This is a genomic window from Argonema antarcticum A004/B2 (genome assembly GCF_023333585.1).
In the GTDB taxonomy this organism is placed as follows: Bacteria; Cyanobacteriota; Cyanobacteriia; order Cyanobacteriales; family Aerosakkonemataceae; genus Argonema; species Argonema antarcticum.
On sequence record NZ_JAIQZN010000005.1, the window covers coordinates 56,838 to 73,668 of the forward strand.

10 protein-coding genes and 1 pseudogene are annotated in these 16,831 nt (G+C 47.0%); 6 read left to right on the forward strand and 5 right to left on the reverse strand.

Going from position 1 to position 16,831, the window contains the following annotated elements; translation table 11 throughout:
• Positions 1 to 182: 182 nt before the first annotated feature.
• Positions 183 to 1,601, reverse strand: a complete 1,419-nt coding sequence (glnA, locus tag LAY57_RS03415; protein WP_249064895.1) for a type I glutamate--ammonia ligase — start codon at positions 1,599 to 1,601, stop codon at positions 183 to 185.
• A 562-nt stretch (positions 1,602 to 2,163) separates the two neighbouring features.
• Between glnA and LAY57_RS03420 the strand changes: the two genes are divergently transcribed.
• Together LAY57_RS03420 and apcB are read left to right on the forward strand one after the other, a co-directional pair.
• Positions 2,164 to 2,454, forward strand: a complete 291-nt coding sequence (locus LAY57_RS03420) for a hypothetical protein (RefSeq protein ID WP_249064896.1) — start codon at positions 2,164 to 2,166, stop codon at positions 2,452 to 2,454.
• A gap of 246 nt (positions 2,455 to 2,700) precedes the next feature.
• The gene (gene apcB / locus LAY57_RS03425) at positions 2,701 to 3,210 is read left to right on the forward strand and encodes an allophycocyanin subunit beta (RefSeq protein WP_249064897.1); all 510 of its coding nucleotides are present in this window, start codon (positions 2,701 to 2,703) and stop codon (positions 3,208 to 3,210) included.
• Between the two features lie 419 nt (positions 3,211 to 3,629).
• Here the strand turns inward: apcB and LAY57_RS03430 are convergent, their stop codons facing one another.
• Both LAY57_RS03430 and LAY57_RS03435 read right to left on the reverse strand, forming a co-directional pair.
• Positions 3,630 to 3,920: a 2Fe-2S iron-sulfur cluster-binding protein gene (locus LAY57_RS03430; protein WP_249064898.1), complete on the reverse strand. Its 291-nt coding sequence runs from the start codon at positions 3,918 to 3,920 to the stop codon at positions 3,630 to 3,632.
• 264 nt (positions 3,921 to 4,184) lie between these two features.
• Positions 4,185 to 4,418, reverse strand: a complete 234-nt coding sequence (locus LAY57_RS03435; protein ID WP_249064899.1) for a hypothetical protein — start codon at positions 4,416 to 4,418, stop codon at positions 4,185 to 4,187.
• A gap of 467 nt (positions 4,419 to 4,885) precedes the next feature.
• Between LAY57_RS03435 and LAY57_RS03440 the strand changes: the two genes are divergently transcribed.
• The gene (locus LAY57_RS03440) at positions 4,886 to 6,595 is read left to right on the forward strand and encodes an NB-ARC domain-containing protein (RefSeq protein WP_249064900.1); all 1,710 of its coding nucleotides are present in this window, start codon (positions 4,886 to 4,888) and stop codon (positions 6,593 to 6,595) included.
• 529 nt (positions 6,596 to 7,124) lie between these two features.
• Here LAY57_RS03440 and LAY57_RS03445 read toward each other — a convergent pair.
• Together LAY57_RS03445 and LAY57_RS03450 are read right to left on the reverse strand one after the other, a co-directional pair.
• Positions 7,125 to 8,987, reverse strand: coding sequence for a methyltransferase domain-containing protein (locus LAY57_RS03445; protein WP_338022348.1), 1,863 nt, complete (start codon positions 8,985 to 8,987; stop codon positions 7,125 to 7,127).
• 24 nt (positions 8,988 to 9,011) lie between these two features.
• Positions 9,012 to 9,845: pseudogene (locus LAY57_RS03450) on the reverse strand (calcium-binding protein); the annotation flags it as partial.
• A 599-nt stretch (positions 9,846 to 10,444) separates the two neighbouring features.
• Between LAY57_RS03450 and LAY57_RS03455 the strand changes: the two are divergent.
• From LAY57_RS03455 to LAY57_RS03465, 3 genes are all read left to right on the forward strand, one after another.
• A complete protein-coding gene (locus tag LAY57_RS03455; RefSeq protein ID WP_249064901.1) occupies positions 10,445 to 11,203 on the forward strand; it encodes a peptidylprolyl isomerase in 759 nt (252 codons plus the stop codon).
• Positions 11,204 to 11,660: 457 nt separating this feature from the next.
• On the forward strand, positions 11,661 to 14,648 hold the full coding sequence (locus tag LAY57_RS03460; protein WP_249064902.1) for a type I secretion system permease/ATPase: 2,988 nt from the start codon (positions 11,661 to 11,663) through the stop codon (positions 14,646 to 14,648).
• A gap of 102 nt (positions 14,649 to 14,750) precedes the next feature.
• Positions 14,751 to 16,760 carry a beta-barrel domain-containing protein gene (locus tag LAY57_RS03465; RefSeq protein WP_249064903.1) on the forward strand — a complete coding sequence of 670 codons (2,010 nt, stop codon included), beginning with the start codon at positions 14,751 to 14,753 and terminating at the stop codon, positions 16,758 to 16,760.
• Positions 16,761 to 16,831 lie beyond the last annotated feature (71 nt).

Consider the following 16,831-nt stretch of genomic DNA (forward strand, 5'->3'; position numbering starts at 1 on the left):
GGGTGGCTGGGCTAGTTAGAAGCAATAAATCGTTCTTGGGTGCTTTAAGTGGGGGATATACGCAGAATAAAGAGAGGTCTTTGTTTTGTGTAGGGGGTAGGGACAAGGAGCAATCCCAATACCCCCCACCTCACACAAACGTCAAAACAGACAAACAAGGCGCGTAAGTCCTGCTGTTGGCCTTAACAATCGTAGTAGAGAGCAAACTCGTAGGGATGGGGACGTAGCCGCATCGGGTTGACTTCCTTGTCGAGTTTGTAGGAAATCCAGGTTTGAATCAAGTCTTCGGTGAACACCCCAGTATCAGTCAAGAAAGCGTGGTCTTTCTCCAAAGCCTCCAGCGCCCCTTCTAGAGAACCAGGGGTGGAAGGAACCTTAGCCAATTCTTCTGGGCTGAGTTCGTAGATATCCACATCTAGAGGTTCGCCTGGATCGATTTGGTTCTTGATGCCATCAATACCGGCACAAAGCATAGCAGCAAAGGCCAGGTATGGGTTACAAGTGGCATCGGGACAGCGGAACTCTAAGCGCTTCGCCTTGGGATTGTTGCCAGACAGGGGAATGCGGATCGAAGCGGAACGGTTACCTTGGGAGTAAGCCAAGTTTACGGGTGCTTCAAATCCAGGCACCAATCGCTTGTAGGAATTAGTGGTCGGGTTGGTGATTGCCAAGAGTGCTGGTGCGTGCTTGAGCAAGCCACCGATGTAATGCAGTGCCATTTGGCTCAAGCCTGCATACTTATCGCCTGCAAACAGGGGTTGTCCGTCTTTCCAGATCGATTGGTGGGTGTGCATCCCGGAACCGTTGTCCTGAAACAGCGGTTTCGGCATGAAGGTGACTGTCTTGCCGTATTTCTTGGCAACGTTCTTGATGACATATTTGTAAGTCATCAAATAGTCTGCTGCTTGTACCAAGGTAGCGAAGCGGATTCCTAGTTCGTTTTGACCGCCTGTAGCTACTTCGTGGTGATGCTTTTCGATCGGTACACCGCACTCTGCCATTGTCAGCAGCATTTCCGTTCGGATATCTTGCTGGGTGTCGGTGGGTGGAACTGGGAAGTAACCTTCTTTGTAACGAGGCTTGTAGCCAAGGTTCGGGCCTTCTTCTTTGCCGGAATTCCAACGACCTTCTACTGAGTCTAAGTAGTAGTAGCCTTTGTTCTCGGTTTGGTCGAAACGGACATCATCAAAGATGAAAAATTCGGCTTCCGGGCCAATAAAGGCCACATCGCCAAGGCCGGTAGAAATCAGGTAGTCTACTGCTTTCTGAGCAATGGTGCGGGGGTCGCGGTTGTAAAATTCGCCGGTACGAGGTTCCTTGATGCTACAGATCAGACTCAAGGTTTTTTCTTTCATGAATGGGTCGATCCAAGCTGTGGTTGGATCTGGCACCATCATCATGTCTGACTCGTTAATGGCTTTCCAACCCCGAATGCTGGAGCCGTCGAATGGTACGCCATCTGCGAAGGAGGATTCGTCAATTTGGTCGTGGTAGAAGGAGCAGTGCTGCCAGATACCTGGCGTATCGATGAATTTTAGGTCGATGATCTTGATGTCTTGTTCTCGGATTAAGTTCAATACTTCTTGAGGGGTCTGGGGCATGAAATGGCTCCTTACTTTCTGTACAAGCTTTCAGTCTGGTTCTGGTTAATGATAATGAGCGGTAGTGAAGGGTCTGGTCAAGGGGAGTACAACTTAAATTTTCTTTAATTCACCGTCGTAATGAACAGAATAAGTCTGGCTGGTTCGATCTGACCTCTAGACCATAACTGGCGGAAGTCCCCTGGATGGGGCAAGTTTAGCTTCGGGACAGATTAAACTGAGCTATCTGGGTTTGTCCCAGATCTGGCTTACGTGCCTATCCCAAAAATATGCGTCAGCCTAGAAGAAACCCGGTTTCTTGCCGATCGGGCCAAACTTTTCGGAGCGGCTCTAAATGCCAGATCGCTCATGATTGATGCCTAAAAACTTAGTGTACCTGCATCATCCTAAAGAGAGAGCTAAGGATATTTTGTATCTTAAATTACAAGAGCTTGAGCTTCTGGAGCAGCTGGAATATTAAAAAAAAATAAAATTTTGTAGCTAAGTTAACAGAATGCTGTTTTGTGGCTGGATTTGATCTATAAAATGGTATCAATAACTACAGTTTATAGAGGAAATAAGAATGGCTTTTAAATCGCAGGTAGATTTTGAGGATCGGGAAGCGCTCCAGTACCGTCCAGGACAGCGGGTTGAGTTGAAGCAGCGATCGGGCGTTGTGGATATCATTGCAGAGTACGACCCGATGATGGTGCCGCCGATCTGGTTGGTGAATGACCCGCAGCCGCGATATCCAGAGGAGTTGAATTTGCTCCCCAATCCGGTGATGGATTGGTTCAGGTCCTCTAGCCGCGAGAAGGTTCAGTATGCAGTCTGCCGGTTGAGCGATCGCAAAAGAGAAAAAGTTCTTGCTTAGTCTGACTCTCCCCTTGGGATAATGCAGCGGGATTCAACTTTTGGGCGATCGTTTTGTTGTAAACTACAATCGGCTATCTATGCCAAGCAAAAACGATTGTGCTTCCTGGCTTAGCTTTGTCAATGTCGAGCTTAAGCTTTGGAGGTAGTGTGCCAGTCCGATGGTTAGCAAAACGGGTAGCTAGGCACGCAAAGGTAATTCAGCAATAGCAAAACCCCCGATAGTAATCACTGGGAGAGCAATTTCATGCGGGACGCAGTAACGAATCTGATTAGAAATTACGATGTTAGCGGTCGGTATTTAGACCGGAATGGTATCGATACGCTGAAAGCTTATTTTGAGACGGGTACGGCGCGGGTTGCGGCGGCTGCTGCGATTAATAGTAATGCAGCGGCAATTGTCAAGCAGGCTGGTTTGCGGTTGTTTGAAGAACTGCCGGAACTTATTCGCCCTGGTGGAAATGCTTATACGACTCGTCGTTATGCCGCCTGTCTCCGGGATATGGATTATTATTTGCGCTATGCCAGCTATGCTTTAGTGGCAGGCGATACGAATGTGCTGGATGAGCGGGTGCTGCAAGGGTTGCGCGAAACTTACAATTCTTTAGGTGTACCGATCGGCCCGACAGTGCGCGGTATCCAGATTATGAAAGAAATTGTGAAAGAACAAGTGGCTGCTGCTGGGATTGTAAATACGGCGTTTGTGGAGCAGCCTTTTGACCATCTGACTCGCGAGTTCAGCGAACAGGACGTTTAAAATTGAGATTTTGGATTTGGGATTTTATATTCAATCTAAAATCTGAGATCGGGATGCCAAAATAAATGGCAGGCAAGATGCCTGCCCCATAAGACAAAAGAGCGATCGCGTTTTTTCCGGGTGAGGGGATATAGTGCGATCGCTCGATCAATTTGGGATTTGGGATTTTGGTGTTTAATATAGCAACCGCCAGGGCGATTAAGCCAACTCCAACTCTTACCTTTAGTCCATAATCCCTTACGGAGTAACCTCTTCCCTCTTCCCTCAACGCTCGCCCCTAGCAAGAAAGCCCCTAGTCCCTAGCTATATGATTGAAGTGGGTTGTGTTGTACCAATCCAAAAAAAACTTTAGCTGATAGTTGATTGACATCAACTATCAGCTACGATCGATTCTAATATATTAGCTGCGATTAACCAGCCTACATCTCTTCTTCCTGGTGAGTTAGGATTGTGCAGTCAGAGAGAGGTTTAGCGACACAGGTCAGCACCCATCCTTCGTCCATCTGGTCATCATCCAAGAAAGACTGGTCAGACTGGTCTACTTTACCGGAGATCAGCTTGCCTGCACAGGTAGAACAAGCACCAGCACGACAGGAGTAGGGAAGATCGATTTCTTGTTCTTCAGCGATGTCGAGAATAATCTCATCATCGGGACAGTCAATTACTTTGTCACCGTCTGGTGTCTTGAGGGTAACTTTGTAGGTGGCCATTTATTTTTTGCTCCTGCAATATAGTATTGTGATAATTAAAACTTATACAAATTACTAGGCTTGATTAGCCAGAAGATTTGTACTTGTTTTTTTTCCATCTCTGATATTAAAGGAAAAAATCGATGTTGTAAAACTGATTTGCCAGATTTTCAGCATATAATTTATTATAAATAATTCTAATTTAATTATGATTACTTATATCTGACTGGACAAGTTGTTGCGCTTTAGCGCTTTAGCGCAACAACTTACCTTTGCGCGATCGTGCTATTCTTCTTCATTCTCTAACAAATGCCAGATCAGGAAACAGACATCAAGCAGGATGCCTAAACCTGGAAAGATTAAATCGGCGATAGTTGCGATCGCAAATTCGATAACGGGAAATAACTTTGTCTTGATTAGTTTTGAATTTACAGAAAATTCGGTTGATTTAATTTCTGATTCTGGGTTAGATAAAGGATTGATGGTTTCAGTTTGTGAGGATGGTAAAGAAGATTTCATGTTGCCTCGTGTTGTGAGTTTTTGGTTCTAAACTCATCAAACTCGGCTGATAAATGCGTTTGAAGCTAAGAAATATATGCGTTTATATAACTTGTGTATAACTTATGGAAATAGCCCGTCTGGGATTCAAATCCCAGCGTCATAGCTGAAGTCATAGCCCGCCTGGGATGAAATCCCAGGCTAATAGCTAAAGTCATAGCCCGTCTGGGATTCAAATCCCAGCGTCATAGCTGAAGTCATAGCCCGCCTGGGATTCAAATCCCAGGCTAATAGCTAAAGTCCACTGAAGTGGACTGAAGAATTAGAGAAAAGGTTTTTTTGGGCACAAAAATCGAATTTCCGGCTTTTACAGCTAAAAAACCTGGTTTCTGGGATTGCTGAATTTGTGTTCTACAAGTCCTCTTTCAGAGGACTTTCGCTATTAGCCTGGGATTTGAATCGCAGGCGGGTCAGGTTGATCGCACAAAATGCCAGAATGTGAGAAATTTGGTCAAAATCTGGCTATGTCGCGATCGCTCAAAGTTGGCCCAAAACATATCGATCGAGTTAAACTAGCGCTGAAGCGGTGTGGCTTTCCTAGCGTGCAGGCTTTCGCGACGGAAATGGGGATAGCCTATGCTACCGCTAGCAAGTTCTTTAACGGCAAGCCTGTCGATTATCTGAATTTTGTCGAATTTAGCGAAAAATTGGGGTTAGATTGGCGAAGCATCGCGGACATAGAAGCAGACTTACCGCCTCAAACAACTCCAGAGACTACACCTCAAACCGATAACCCGTCCACCACATCCGCTACAACATCTACTGCTAACCAGCTACCACCGACACCCTACGAAAATATTCGTCGCCAAGGCTTAAAGAAAGAGCAATTCATCGGACGTGAGGAAGAACTGGAAACCCTCCACCGCTTGTTGCAGCAAAATCAGCAAGTGGCTATAACAGCCGCCATTGTTGGTATGGGGGGAGTGGGGAAAACGGAACTGGCGATACAGTATGGGCGAGGTCACTTGTATACCTATCAAGGTGGTGTTTGCTGGTTGCCAGCTAAAAATTTTGCACCGGAACTGTTGAAATTTGCCCGTCCTTATTTTTTCCCCAAAGACAACTTGGATGGATTTTCTTCAGCTGAGCAAGTAAGATATTGCTGGCTGCACTGGGCTGAAGGTGAAGTGTTACTGGTGGTGGATGATGTTACGGATTACAAGCAGCAGGTAAAGCCCTATCTGCCGGAATCACCTCGGTTTAAAGTGCTGATTACCACACGAGAACGGTTGGGTAAGCCGATTGAACGGTTAGATCTGAATGTGCTGCAACCAGAGGCGGCGCTGAATTTACTTCAGGCGCTGGTGGGGGCTGAACGGATTGAAGGGGAACTGGATAAGGCGAAACAACTCTGTGAATGGCTGGGCTATTTACCCTTGGGATTGGAGTTGGTGGGGCGCTATCTGGAGCAAAAGCCGGATCTGTCTCTGGAAGAAATGCTGTCGCGGCTGATGGCAAAGCGGCTTAAACACAAAGCTTTGCAGAAGGCTGAGGATACTATGACGGCTGAGTTAGGTGTAAGAGACGCCTTTGAGTTGAGTTGGGAACGCTTGGATGAAAATGCTCAGATGCTGGGATGCTTGCTGAGTTTATTTGCCTTGGCTCCCATTCCCTGGTCACTCGTGGAAAGCGTAGCGGCTGGGAAAGACCCGGACGTTCTAGAAGATGCCAGAGATGATTTAATGCGTTTACACCTAATTGAGTGCATCGATAAAGACACCTATAGTTTGCATCAACTGATTCGGCAATTTTTGCAGGAGAAGCTGGAAGAATCACCTCGATCCAATGACCAGAAACGTGCTTTTGTAGCGGCAATGGCAGCACTGGTAATGGCACGGGTGGCAAAGGAAAATCGTAAATTGCCTACACTTGAGGAAGTTAAATCACTCGCTCCTGTGATGCTCCATTTAGCAAGAGCAGCCATTGTTTTAACAGAGTTTTTAAACTACGAGGAATTTGCATGGCTAGTTAACACGGTGCTTTTTGCTCAAACTCTCAGTGCTGATATATTGGATTACGCTCGGTCAACACAGCGAGAATGGTATTTTATTGGTCGCGATAGACTTGGACAATTAATAGAAAATAGGAAAAAAATGGGTGAAATTTGGCGTAGAAAAGGCGTGTTTGTAGATTTTTGAGTAGCGTTGAAGGTTGTCGCACCCCAATAGGGATGCAGGCAAGGCTAAAAGCGCGATCGCTACTACAATAAAGCTAGGTTATCATTCAGAGTCAGACTGATGGACAATCAGCAAGACAGTTAGTAAGTAAAAATAATGAACCTGCGACAAAACATTAATCCGTTTATCCGTCCTTTGCGAACACAAAGGTAACAATAGGTAAGTTGTTGCGTTTTAGCGCTAAAACGCAACAACTTACCCATGTTCATGGTAACGCTAATTAGTCTCACCGATTTTTTGTTTTTCTGCACGTTTTTCTGCCATCCGCTTTTCCCATTTAGTCGCTATTTTGTCGGCAAATTCAGCCATTTATCTAGCTTTCTGTTCGGCAATTTCGATCTCTTTAATAATTTCAGCTTGTCTCTTTGCGTCTGGTAACTGTTTCACGGTAATTCCTCCAAAGTATTCATAATAAAGCATACCATTAATTAGCTGTTATCATAAACCCAGAAAATCAGAAACCCGGTTTCTTGGAGAAACCGGGTTTCTGCTAAGAAGGGATGAACAATTCCGGGACTCGAATCCGCAACTCCTCATTCAAGCGGGGCAATTCATCCCGCATTTGCAAATACCAATCGCGGCGTTCGCGGTAGTGTTGAGAAAGCAACCGATTGTCTCTCACCCATTGGTAAGCATTTGCTGCCAATTGATGTCGCCACGCAGTATCATCAATCAGCTGGCGCAAATTAGTCTCAAACTCTTCTTCGGAGCGATAAATTAACCCGGTTTCTCCTGACAAAATTGAGCGTTCATACACGGTGGGACTAGCCAGGACAGTCACCCCATGTCCAGCACATTCAATAAACTTGAGATCGGATTTCATGCTGTTAAATCGGGTTAAATTGAGGGGCAGGAAACCAATATCGCAGGTATGTAGAATTTCCTGATATCGCTCGTAGGTACAAAATGGCTCTAACTCTTTATGTGGGGTAGCCAATGCCTCAAAAAACTTCTTGTCGTAAATTACCTGCACGCGAACTTTATCGGCATATTCGGCCAGCAACTTATTCAAAACTGGCATAATCGGTGCCCAATCTTCTTCTCGATTGATAGCTCCAAAAAAGAGAGTTATTGAGTCATCGGATTTATATTGTCTTGGCTCTGGTAAGTAAGCCAATTGATTCTTAAAAATGCCAACATTGGGATTAATTTGGCGCAAAAATTCGGCGAGAGGCTCTGTAGAGGTTTGTACGCAGTGGAAAGCCCGGTAGCTGAAAAACTGATTTTCTCCATGAACGGGCCAGCGCATCGGGTCATCGTCAATTTCGGCAATGATTAAATAATCCCGTCGCAGCAGTTCTTGTAGTTTGGGGATATCATCTGGAGTTTGCAAATTACCCCGCTGCCAGATAAATACTTTATCCTCTCCTGGTTGCCCTACGCTCAAATCGGCTGCTTTGACTGCGGAAATCGTCCTTACGCCTGGAATGGTAGAGCTAAAGCGATCGGGCTCCAATACCCGGACGCGATCGCACGCTACAGGAGCCATCATCATCGTCTGGATCAACAACCGCCGCATTGCCACAGGCGACTTGGTAGCCCGTACAACGTATTGAAATGCACCTGTCTGAACGCCAAATTGAGCCGGATCTAAGCCCAATTCCTTCACCAATGGCATGAGCTGCTGCTGAAACTTTTGGAACTCTTCCCCTTTTCGTCCCCGCGTCTGAATCTCATGCACCTGTAACTCTGCTTCAGCAAACATCTGCTTGATGCTATCCAAGGTGAAAAAGCGCAGGTGAGTGCGATCGAGCAAACCTTCATCCTCATACTTCCACTTCCCGCGCAACAGCTTGAGAATCAGACTCCAGTGCTGTACGTTGGGGATACAAGCCAAAACTTCACCGTCTTCCTTGAGCCATGCAGTAGTGCGTTTGAGTACCGCCCAAGGGTCGATCGTATGTTCCAGTACATCCCCAAAAACCAGACAATCAACCGTACCATCGGCAATATCTGCCTGTAAATTTGGGTCTTCGATATTTCCCACCACCACTCGGTTTAGCCTTGTCGCGGCAATCGAAGCCGCCGTCTCATTCAGTTCCAGACCGATATATTGGCAATGGGGATTAATCCGCTGATACTGTTGGCCCAAAGCTCCCGCCCCACAGCCAACCTCGACAATTACCTTGGCATCACCGGGCAGCAACCTGAGCAAATCTGGATTAATGCGATCGTAATAGTCAGGTAGCAACCTTGAGTCCTGAGTGCTGAGTGCTGAGTCCTGAGTGCTGAGTGCTGAGTGCTGAGTGCTGAGTGCGAATTCTCCCCCGCTCACCCGCTCACCCGCTCCCCCGCTCACCCGCTCCCCCGCTCCCCTGCTCCTCTCCCTCTGCTTATCAGCGAACATTTGCATGAATTTTTCGCTCCAACCCGTGCAAAAATGCTCAATTTCCAAAAAATTGGCATAATGGGACGCTGGCTTATAAACTTTAAACGATCGCATAATTCCAAGGCTGGCGGCACTTTCTAAAGGGCCCATAAAACTGGTATCGCGGTCTAGAAAATAAGGCTGCCTACTCCAATAGTTCATTTGCGAAACATTCAAGAAATAGCAGCCCGCGTGAGGGTTACTAGCACGACTGAAAGTTACCGGGTTACCCATTATTTTCCCGATTAGTTCCGGTTCCTCTTGCAAATTCTGAAATTTAGCTGTTAGCTGCGATACCAGGTTCCCGTCGATATAGGTTTTTTGGCTTGTAGCACTGGCGTCCCGGCTGTGATTAGCGGTCGAGATTTCATAGCGATTTGGTTGCAGCAGGCACATATCACCCGCTTGCTTGGTAAACCACTTGAGTTTGACAAAAAACCAAGGGTCGTGCAAAATCAGGTCGTCTTCCATGTAGCAGAAGTAGTCATAACTACCAAGACAATCTCTCAGTAGTGACTGGCACTCAAAACCCAATAGCATCGGTTCCGAATTGGTACGGTAATGCTTGTAGAAATGTGACGGAAGTGGAATCCGATCCAGAAGGTGAGAATCTTTAGTAGTACAGATAACTATATCTATGTCATGAGCTTGGGACTGATTGACAGGCAAGGGAGCCCCCTTGGCAATGTCCATACTGCTCTGGGACTTCCCAAATAACTGGTGCAAAGCAGTGATAGAAGCATTTAGCGCCTGGATGCGCGGCTGAGGATCTTTAGCTTGGGAACCGTGCGTTCCGTTATCGGTTGGGTTGAAGAAGTGAGGAAGAGTGAACAGAATCCGCATAAGGTTGGTTACAATAGTGTATTAACAAAATCTTGACGAGCCGCGTAGCAACTTGCGGGAGTTGTGAATTTTTCAACATCTGTTGGCAGAAGTCCCCTTCCGAGTTGTAAACTCTAATTCAAGTCAGGGAAGAATGCCACCGCAGCAACTAGACAATTTTACTGGATATTTTAATCTAAACTAGAAGTAGAAAATTCTGATACTTCAAGTCATCACAGCTAAATTAAATATGACTTACGCAAAAACTCTAGCTGTAGGGGTAATTCATGAATTACCCCTACAGCTAGAGAGCTTGAAATCTTAGAAAAACGTAAGTACTATTAAAGCTGTACTGCACTGATGAGCAAAAACAACTTTAACAACAGTGTCATTACCATCATAGGACTCGTCAGGTTTGATTATTGGGGATACTAAAAACATCAAGCCCCGATTAAATCAGGTGTTACTCATATAGCAGGAGCAAAGATTTGATATGCCAAAACGACAAAAATTTACTACTTATTCATATCCCTTGGGATGAAGCGGGGGAATTGACGTGCTATATTAAGCATTTGGTAACGAGTTATGCTTACTTTTTTTAAGCTCGGTAACCGAGAACAATGACAGGATTGTATCAAGCTGGCAACAGAGTAATTCAAGCGGATGAAATGCTGGTACTGCTGAATCGGTATCAGTTAATGCCGCAGTTTTTGCGTGGACTGATCGTAGACGAGGCGATCGCCGAGATCGATCTGGGCGAGGAAGAGAGGAAAAGCGCTATAACTCAAACTGAAGCGCAATATCAGATCTCTTCACCAGAGGCTAAGCAAGCTTGGCTGCAAAGCCAAGGGTTAAGCCAAGAACAGTTTGAGGAAATCGTAGTTCGCCCCTTTCAGCTGGAAAAATTTAAGCAGGGGACTTGGAGTTCTAAAGTCGAATCCTATTTCCTCACACGAAAATCTTATCTGGACCAGGTAGTCTACTCTCTCATTCGCACCAAAGACCTGGGACTGGCCCAAGAAATCTACTTTCGCATCCAAGAAGGCGAACAAAACTTTTCCGAGCTAGCCAAACAATATTCTCAGGGGCCAGAAGCCAATACGGGAGGAGTATTGGGGCCAGTGCCGATCCGCCAGCCCCATCCCCTGATCGGTCAACTCCTCTCAGTCAGTCAACCGGGTCAACTTTGGCAACCGCGAGCCTTAGCGGAATGGTTTGTAATCGTTCGGTTAGACAAGTTTATGCCAGCTCAGCTCGACGACGCCATGCGTCGCCGCCTGATCGACGAAATGTTTGAAACTTGGCTCTCCGAGCAGGTGAAAAAAATGGGAACTCTGCATTTAGCGGAGAAAACGGAGGAGTCAGTGGCGATCGTGTAAGGGGTCGTCTTGCAGGAAACTAATATTCAGCTGCAAGCGTCCCAGATCTTGGTAAGCTATTCTACATTTATACTTACCAGGCGCATAAGATCGAAGTTTGGGAAAGAATAAAGGGAAAAGGGTTATCCTTGCCAGAAATATAAAGGAAAGACAATGAAGAAAAAACATATAACTAAAGACAGCTAAGCTGAAACAGATCTCCCGTACCTGATGCTGGAGGCAAAACTGATTAATTTTCTCAAATGCTTGCGGATCGGGAATTGCTCATACCCGATGCCCGATGCCCAATCGCACGACAACGATATACAAGGATGCAAGGATAGAAAAATGCCATTTTGCCCACAAAAAACGGGGGATTACAGAGTAAAAGTACAGAATATCTGCTGAAAGTTGATATTTGACAGTTTATAGTTCCCATTTCCCGCTGAAATCCCACATCTAATTATCCTGGTGGTGTATGACCCAAACAGTGTCTCGATCGCAAATTCAAACCTTTCTGGCCGAAATAGAGCCATTTAACCGACTAGACTCCAGAAGTTTAGAGGGTTTTGCCGCTCAATGCCAGTTATTGCGCTATCGCATCGGGCAAACAATCCTGCAAAGGGAAGTGATGCCCACACAGGTAGCGATCGTCTATACAGGACAGGCGCGACTGTTGGGCTACGACCAGCGCACCCAAAGCCCCGCCAGCTTGCAAGTAGTCGGGCCGGGGGAAGCCCTGGGCTGGGTAGGATTGGTAAGGGGAGTCGCCTGTGAAACAGCGATCGCCTCCAGCGAAGTCATCTGCATCACTCTCCCGGCAGCAGAGTTTTTATCCTACCTCGATAAAGAACCAATTCTCAATGAAGCCTTCCGAGAGCGTTCTAGCCGCATCGAACTATTTGAACTATTAAGCTTGGAATTACAGCGCCGAGCATTAGCAAGCGTAAATCTCAAAGAACTAACCTTCCAAGTTTGGCAAGACACCGAAGTCCTCAACTTACCAAACGGTCAAGTAACCCTTCCCGAATTAGACCGGAATAGAGTTTGGTTAGTCAGCAGCGGCTTCATCGGCGCATTCTCAACCGGCAGCAGATTTCCAGCCAGTGAATCAGGCCCTTGGGTTCCCGTCAAAGGCAAACACGGTGCTAGGTTGTTGGGCGTGCGACTTCCGGTTGAACCGTCGCCAGTTATAGATGTGACGCCACCCGTAGAGCAGATTGACAGGGATGCGCCAACAACAGATTTTGAAGATGTTCCTCTAGCACCTCCGATCGAGCCAACACCCCCGGAAGCCGTAGCCACACAGCAGAAATTCCCCTATTTTCGCGGTCGCGGCACAATAGAAGCCCCCCTAGCTTGCTTCAAAATGCTGGCCAAACAGATGGGCGTCCCCTTCCGCAAAGATGTCGTTCGCAAAGTGTTGGATAACCAGCTCAAAGCCAGAGGAAGCATTACACTCCTAACCTGCGGTGGCGTAGCAGAGATGATGGGCATCAGCGCCCAGCTAGTAGAAGTACAAGCTCAGGCAATACCCAGATTAAAAGCACCAGCAATGGTTCAATGGCAAGATAGCTTCGCCATTCTTTACAGCATCAGCGACAAAGAACTGGTGATAGCAACCCCAGAAGAGGGAATACGCCGCCGACATCCACGGGAGTTTGCCGAAAATTGGGGAAATGAAGGGCCGGTACTGCTGCTGCAACAGCGTGCTGAAGAACAGAGAGAAAAATTCGGCCTCGGCTGGTTTTTGCCCGCCATATCCAAATATCGCAAAACCTTAATAGAAGTTTTTATCGCTTCGTTCTTAGTGCAGCTGTTTGCCTTGGCAAACCCACTAGCTACCCAGGTAATTATCGACCAAGTAATCAAGGATCGCAGCGCAACCATCCTACATAGCGTGGGGCTGCTGTTGCTGGTGGTGGCAGTGTTTGAGGCGCTGCTGACTTACGTGCGGACAACTTTATTTGTTGATACCACCAACAGAATAGACATCAGTCTGGGTGCGGAGGTAATCGACCACCTGGTACGACTGCCGCTGAACTATTTCGACCATCGTCGGGTGGGGGAACTGGCCGGTCGGGTGAACGAACTGGAAAATATTCGTCAGTTTCTCACCGGCACAGCTCTGACGGTTGTACTCGATGCCTTTTTCTCGGTATTTTATATTGCCTTCATGCTGGTTTATAGCGTGCCGCTGACAATAGTCGCTTTGTCAACCATCCCGCTATTTGCCATTTTGACGTTAATTGTCTCGCCGATCGTACAGCGTCAGTTACGCACCAAAGCCGAACGCTATGCCGACGCTCAATCCTATTTAGTGGAAGTTCTTTCCGGGATTCAGACGGTCAAAGCCCAAAATATCGAGCTAAAATCCCGCTGGCAGTGGCAAGAACGCTATGCTCGCTATGTCGCGGCAGGGTTTAAGACGGTGCTGACGTTTAGCACCGCTAGCGCTCTCAGCGGCTTTTTTAATAAGTTGTCCGGTCTGCTGCTTTTGTGGGTGGGCGCTTATATGGTGATAGCCAACCCACCTCAGCTAACTTTGGGGCAGCTGATTGCGTTCCGCATTATTGCAGGTTATGTGACTAGCCCTCTGCTGCGGTTGGTGCAGTTGTGGCAAAACTTCCAAGAAACTGCGCTGTCTATAGAACGACTCAGCGACGTTCTAGATGCTAAACCAGAGGCAGACGAAAACAATCGCAACAATATCACTATGCCTTTAATTGAAGGGGCTGTGAAGTTTGAAGATGTTTCTTTCCGGTTTAATACCAGCGGACCGCTGCAACTGGTAAATGTCAATGTAGAATTTCCTGCCGGTACGTTTGTTGGGATTGTCGGTCAGAGCGGTTCTGGTAAGAGTACGCTGATGAAATTGCTCCAGCGGCTTTATGAGCCTAACGCTGGACGGATTCAAGTTGATGACTATGATATCGGCAAAGTAGAACTTTATTCTCTGCGCCGTCAAGTTGGGATGGTGCTACAGGATACGCTGCTATTTAATGGCAGCGTCCGGGAAAATATTGCCCTGACAAATCCCGAAGCTGGCGATGAGGAAATTATTGAGGCAGCCAAGGTGGCGGTAGCTCACGATTTTATCATGAGCTTATCTAATGGCTATAACACTATAGTGGGAGAGCGCGGCTCCAGTTTATCGGGGGGACAAAGACAGCGGATTGCGATCGCCCGCACCGTCCTGCAAAACCCCAGACTGTTGATTTTAGACGAAGCCACCAGCGCCCTAGACTACCATTCCGAGCGCCAAGTCTGCGAAAACCTCGCAGTCGCATTTCAGGGTCGCACCGTCTTTTTCATCACCCACCGACTCAGTACCGTCAGAAGTGCCGATGTCATCCTGATGATGGATCAAGGCTGTGTAGTCGAGCAGGGTACTCATAAGGAATTAATGGAGCTTAAAGGACGTTACTATTGCCTCTACCAGCAACAAGAGTCAGAAATTTCTTAATAATTTCCCAAAAGCAGATTGAAAATTTGAAATTGAATTCAATCTGCTTTTGGGAAATCTTTAATTCGCAATTAACCATTACCAATTACCAATAAAAAAATCATGACCAACAAACAGATAGTCGATCGTTCAAATGGCAACGGTAACGGCAAACACAACGGTAGCGCTCAAGTAAAAGATTTCAATACCGTTTGGGTTCCTCCCGAACCAGTTTCACCTCCTCCCCCTCCTTTTGAACCAGACAACCAACCCATCCTACTAGAGCGACCTTCTTGGTGGTCGCACGCCTTTGTTTGGCTAATTGTCAGCGTGACTGGTGTCGCCCTACTTTGGGCAGCATTTGCCCCGATCGAGCAATCAATCCCAGCTATGGGTAAATTGGAAGCGGAAGGTGCCGCCAAAGAAGTGAAAGCACCCAACGGCGGCGTGGTACGCGAGATTTTTGTCAAAGACGGAGAGCGGGTGACAAAAGGTCAGCTTTTGATTACGCTTGACCCCACAGCACCCCAAGCAGATTTGGACTCGCTCTTCAAACAGCGCGAAACGCTTCTGCGGGAAAATCAATTTTACAACGCGCAAGCCAATGGCGCGATCGCAGCAGGCAGTCCCGAATTACAAGCGCTAACCCAGTCTAGATCTGCCCTCATCGCGGAAAATCAATACTTAAAAGCTCAGATGAATGGGGCAAAAGTAGCTGGGGGCGGGGGCGAATTCTTTGCCAACCAAGAGGGACTTTTAGCCGCCAGCCGCGCCGAATTGCGGTCTCGCGTGGAAGCAGCGCGATTGCAAGTTCAAGAGTTACAAACGCAGCTCGCCCAGGTGCAAGTCCAATTAGCCGCTGGCTCAGCACAATTGCCCTTTGTGAGTACGCAATTAGCGACGACCAAGGATCGATTAGAACTGGCTAAGGTACAGTTTCAAACAGCCCAGGCGCAATTACCCAGAGCAGTCCAGCAGTTTGAAACGGCTAAATTGCAATTACCCAGGGCGATCCAGCAGTTTCAAACTGCCCAGGCGCAATTACCCAGAGCGGTTGAGCGATCGCAAACGGCTAAAGCTCTGCTCGATACAGATCTAGCCCTTCTAGATAAGATCAGACCCGTAGTGGTGGCAGGGGCGATATCTGAGCTGCAATCTCGACGGCAGGAGCAACAAGTTTTGACGCGCCAAAATGATGTTGCCGAAAGAGAATCGGAAATTTTGACGCGCCAAAATGAGGTGACGCAAAGTGAATCGGAAATCTTAAGACGCCGCCAGGAAATCACGGCAAGCGAAACCGAAATCTTGAGACGCCGCGAGGAACTCGCAGCCAGCAGATCTGAAATATCAAACCGCCAAGGTGAAGTTGCCAACCGCGAGGCCGAACTTTTAAGAACTAAAGCTGAAATAGAACGCCTGAAGGGAGACCAAGAACGCATTATCGTGTCCATCGATCGGGCGAAGCAACAGTTGAAAAATACTATTGATTTATCTGCCAAAGATATCTTCACGAAAATTGCCGATAACCACCAAAAGATTGCAGAAATTGATAGCCAGCTAGCTCGATTGAGATTGGAAAACAAGAAAAGGCTAGACGAAATTGAGAGCCAAATCATGAAGGCCAAACAGGCGCTTCAATACCAAGAATTGCGGGCCCCAGTTGATGGAATAGTGTTTAATCTCAAACCAAACTCACCGGGATATGTTATCAGGCAAATTGATGCGGAACCAGTGGTGTCAATTGTGCCTACCGATAAACTGGTGGCAAAAATATACATTACAGACCGCGATCTCGGCCAGGTTTTGGATAGATTGAAGAAAGACGAAAATGGGTTGAAGGTGGAGGTAAATGTTGAATCTTTCCCATCCACCGAATATGGCACTCTGACGGGTACACTGACTTCTGTAGCTTCGGATGCTTTAGCGCCCGCACCAGAGGAACAACGTCCTTATTATGCTTTTCCTGCCAAAATACAGCTGGAAAATCAGACGTTAAAATACAACAATAGGGAAATTCGCCTTCAGTCCGGTATGGCGATCAATGCCAGTATAAAAGTGCGTAATCGGACAGTGCTGAGTATCTTTACAGAGTTGTTCCAAAAACAAGTTGATGACCTTAAGACCGTTAGGTAACTGTTTGTAAATTAGCTCAAGGACAGCGCTGAGTTTTGTTTTTTGGGTCAGCTAATGCCTGACCCAAAAGT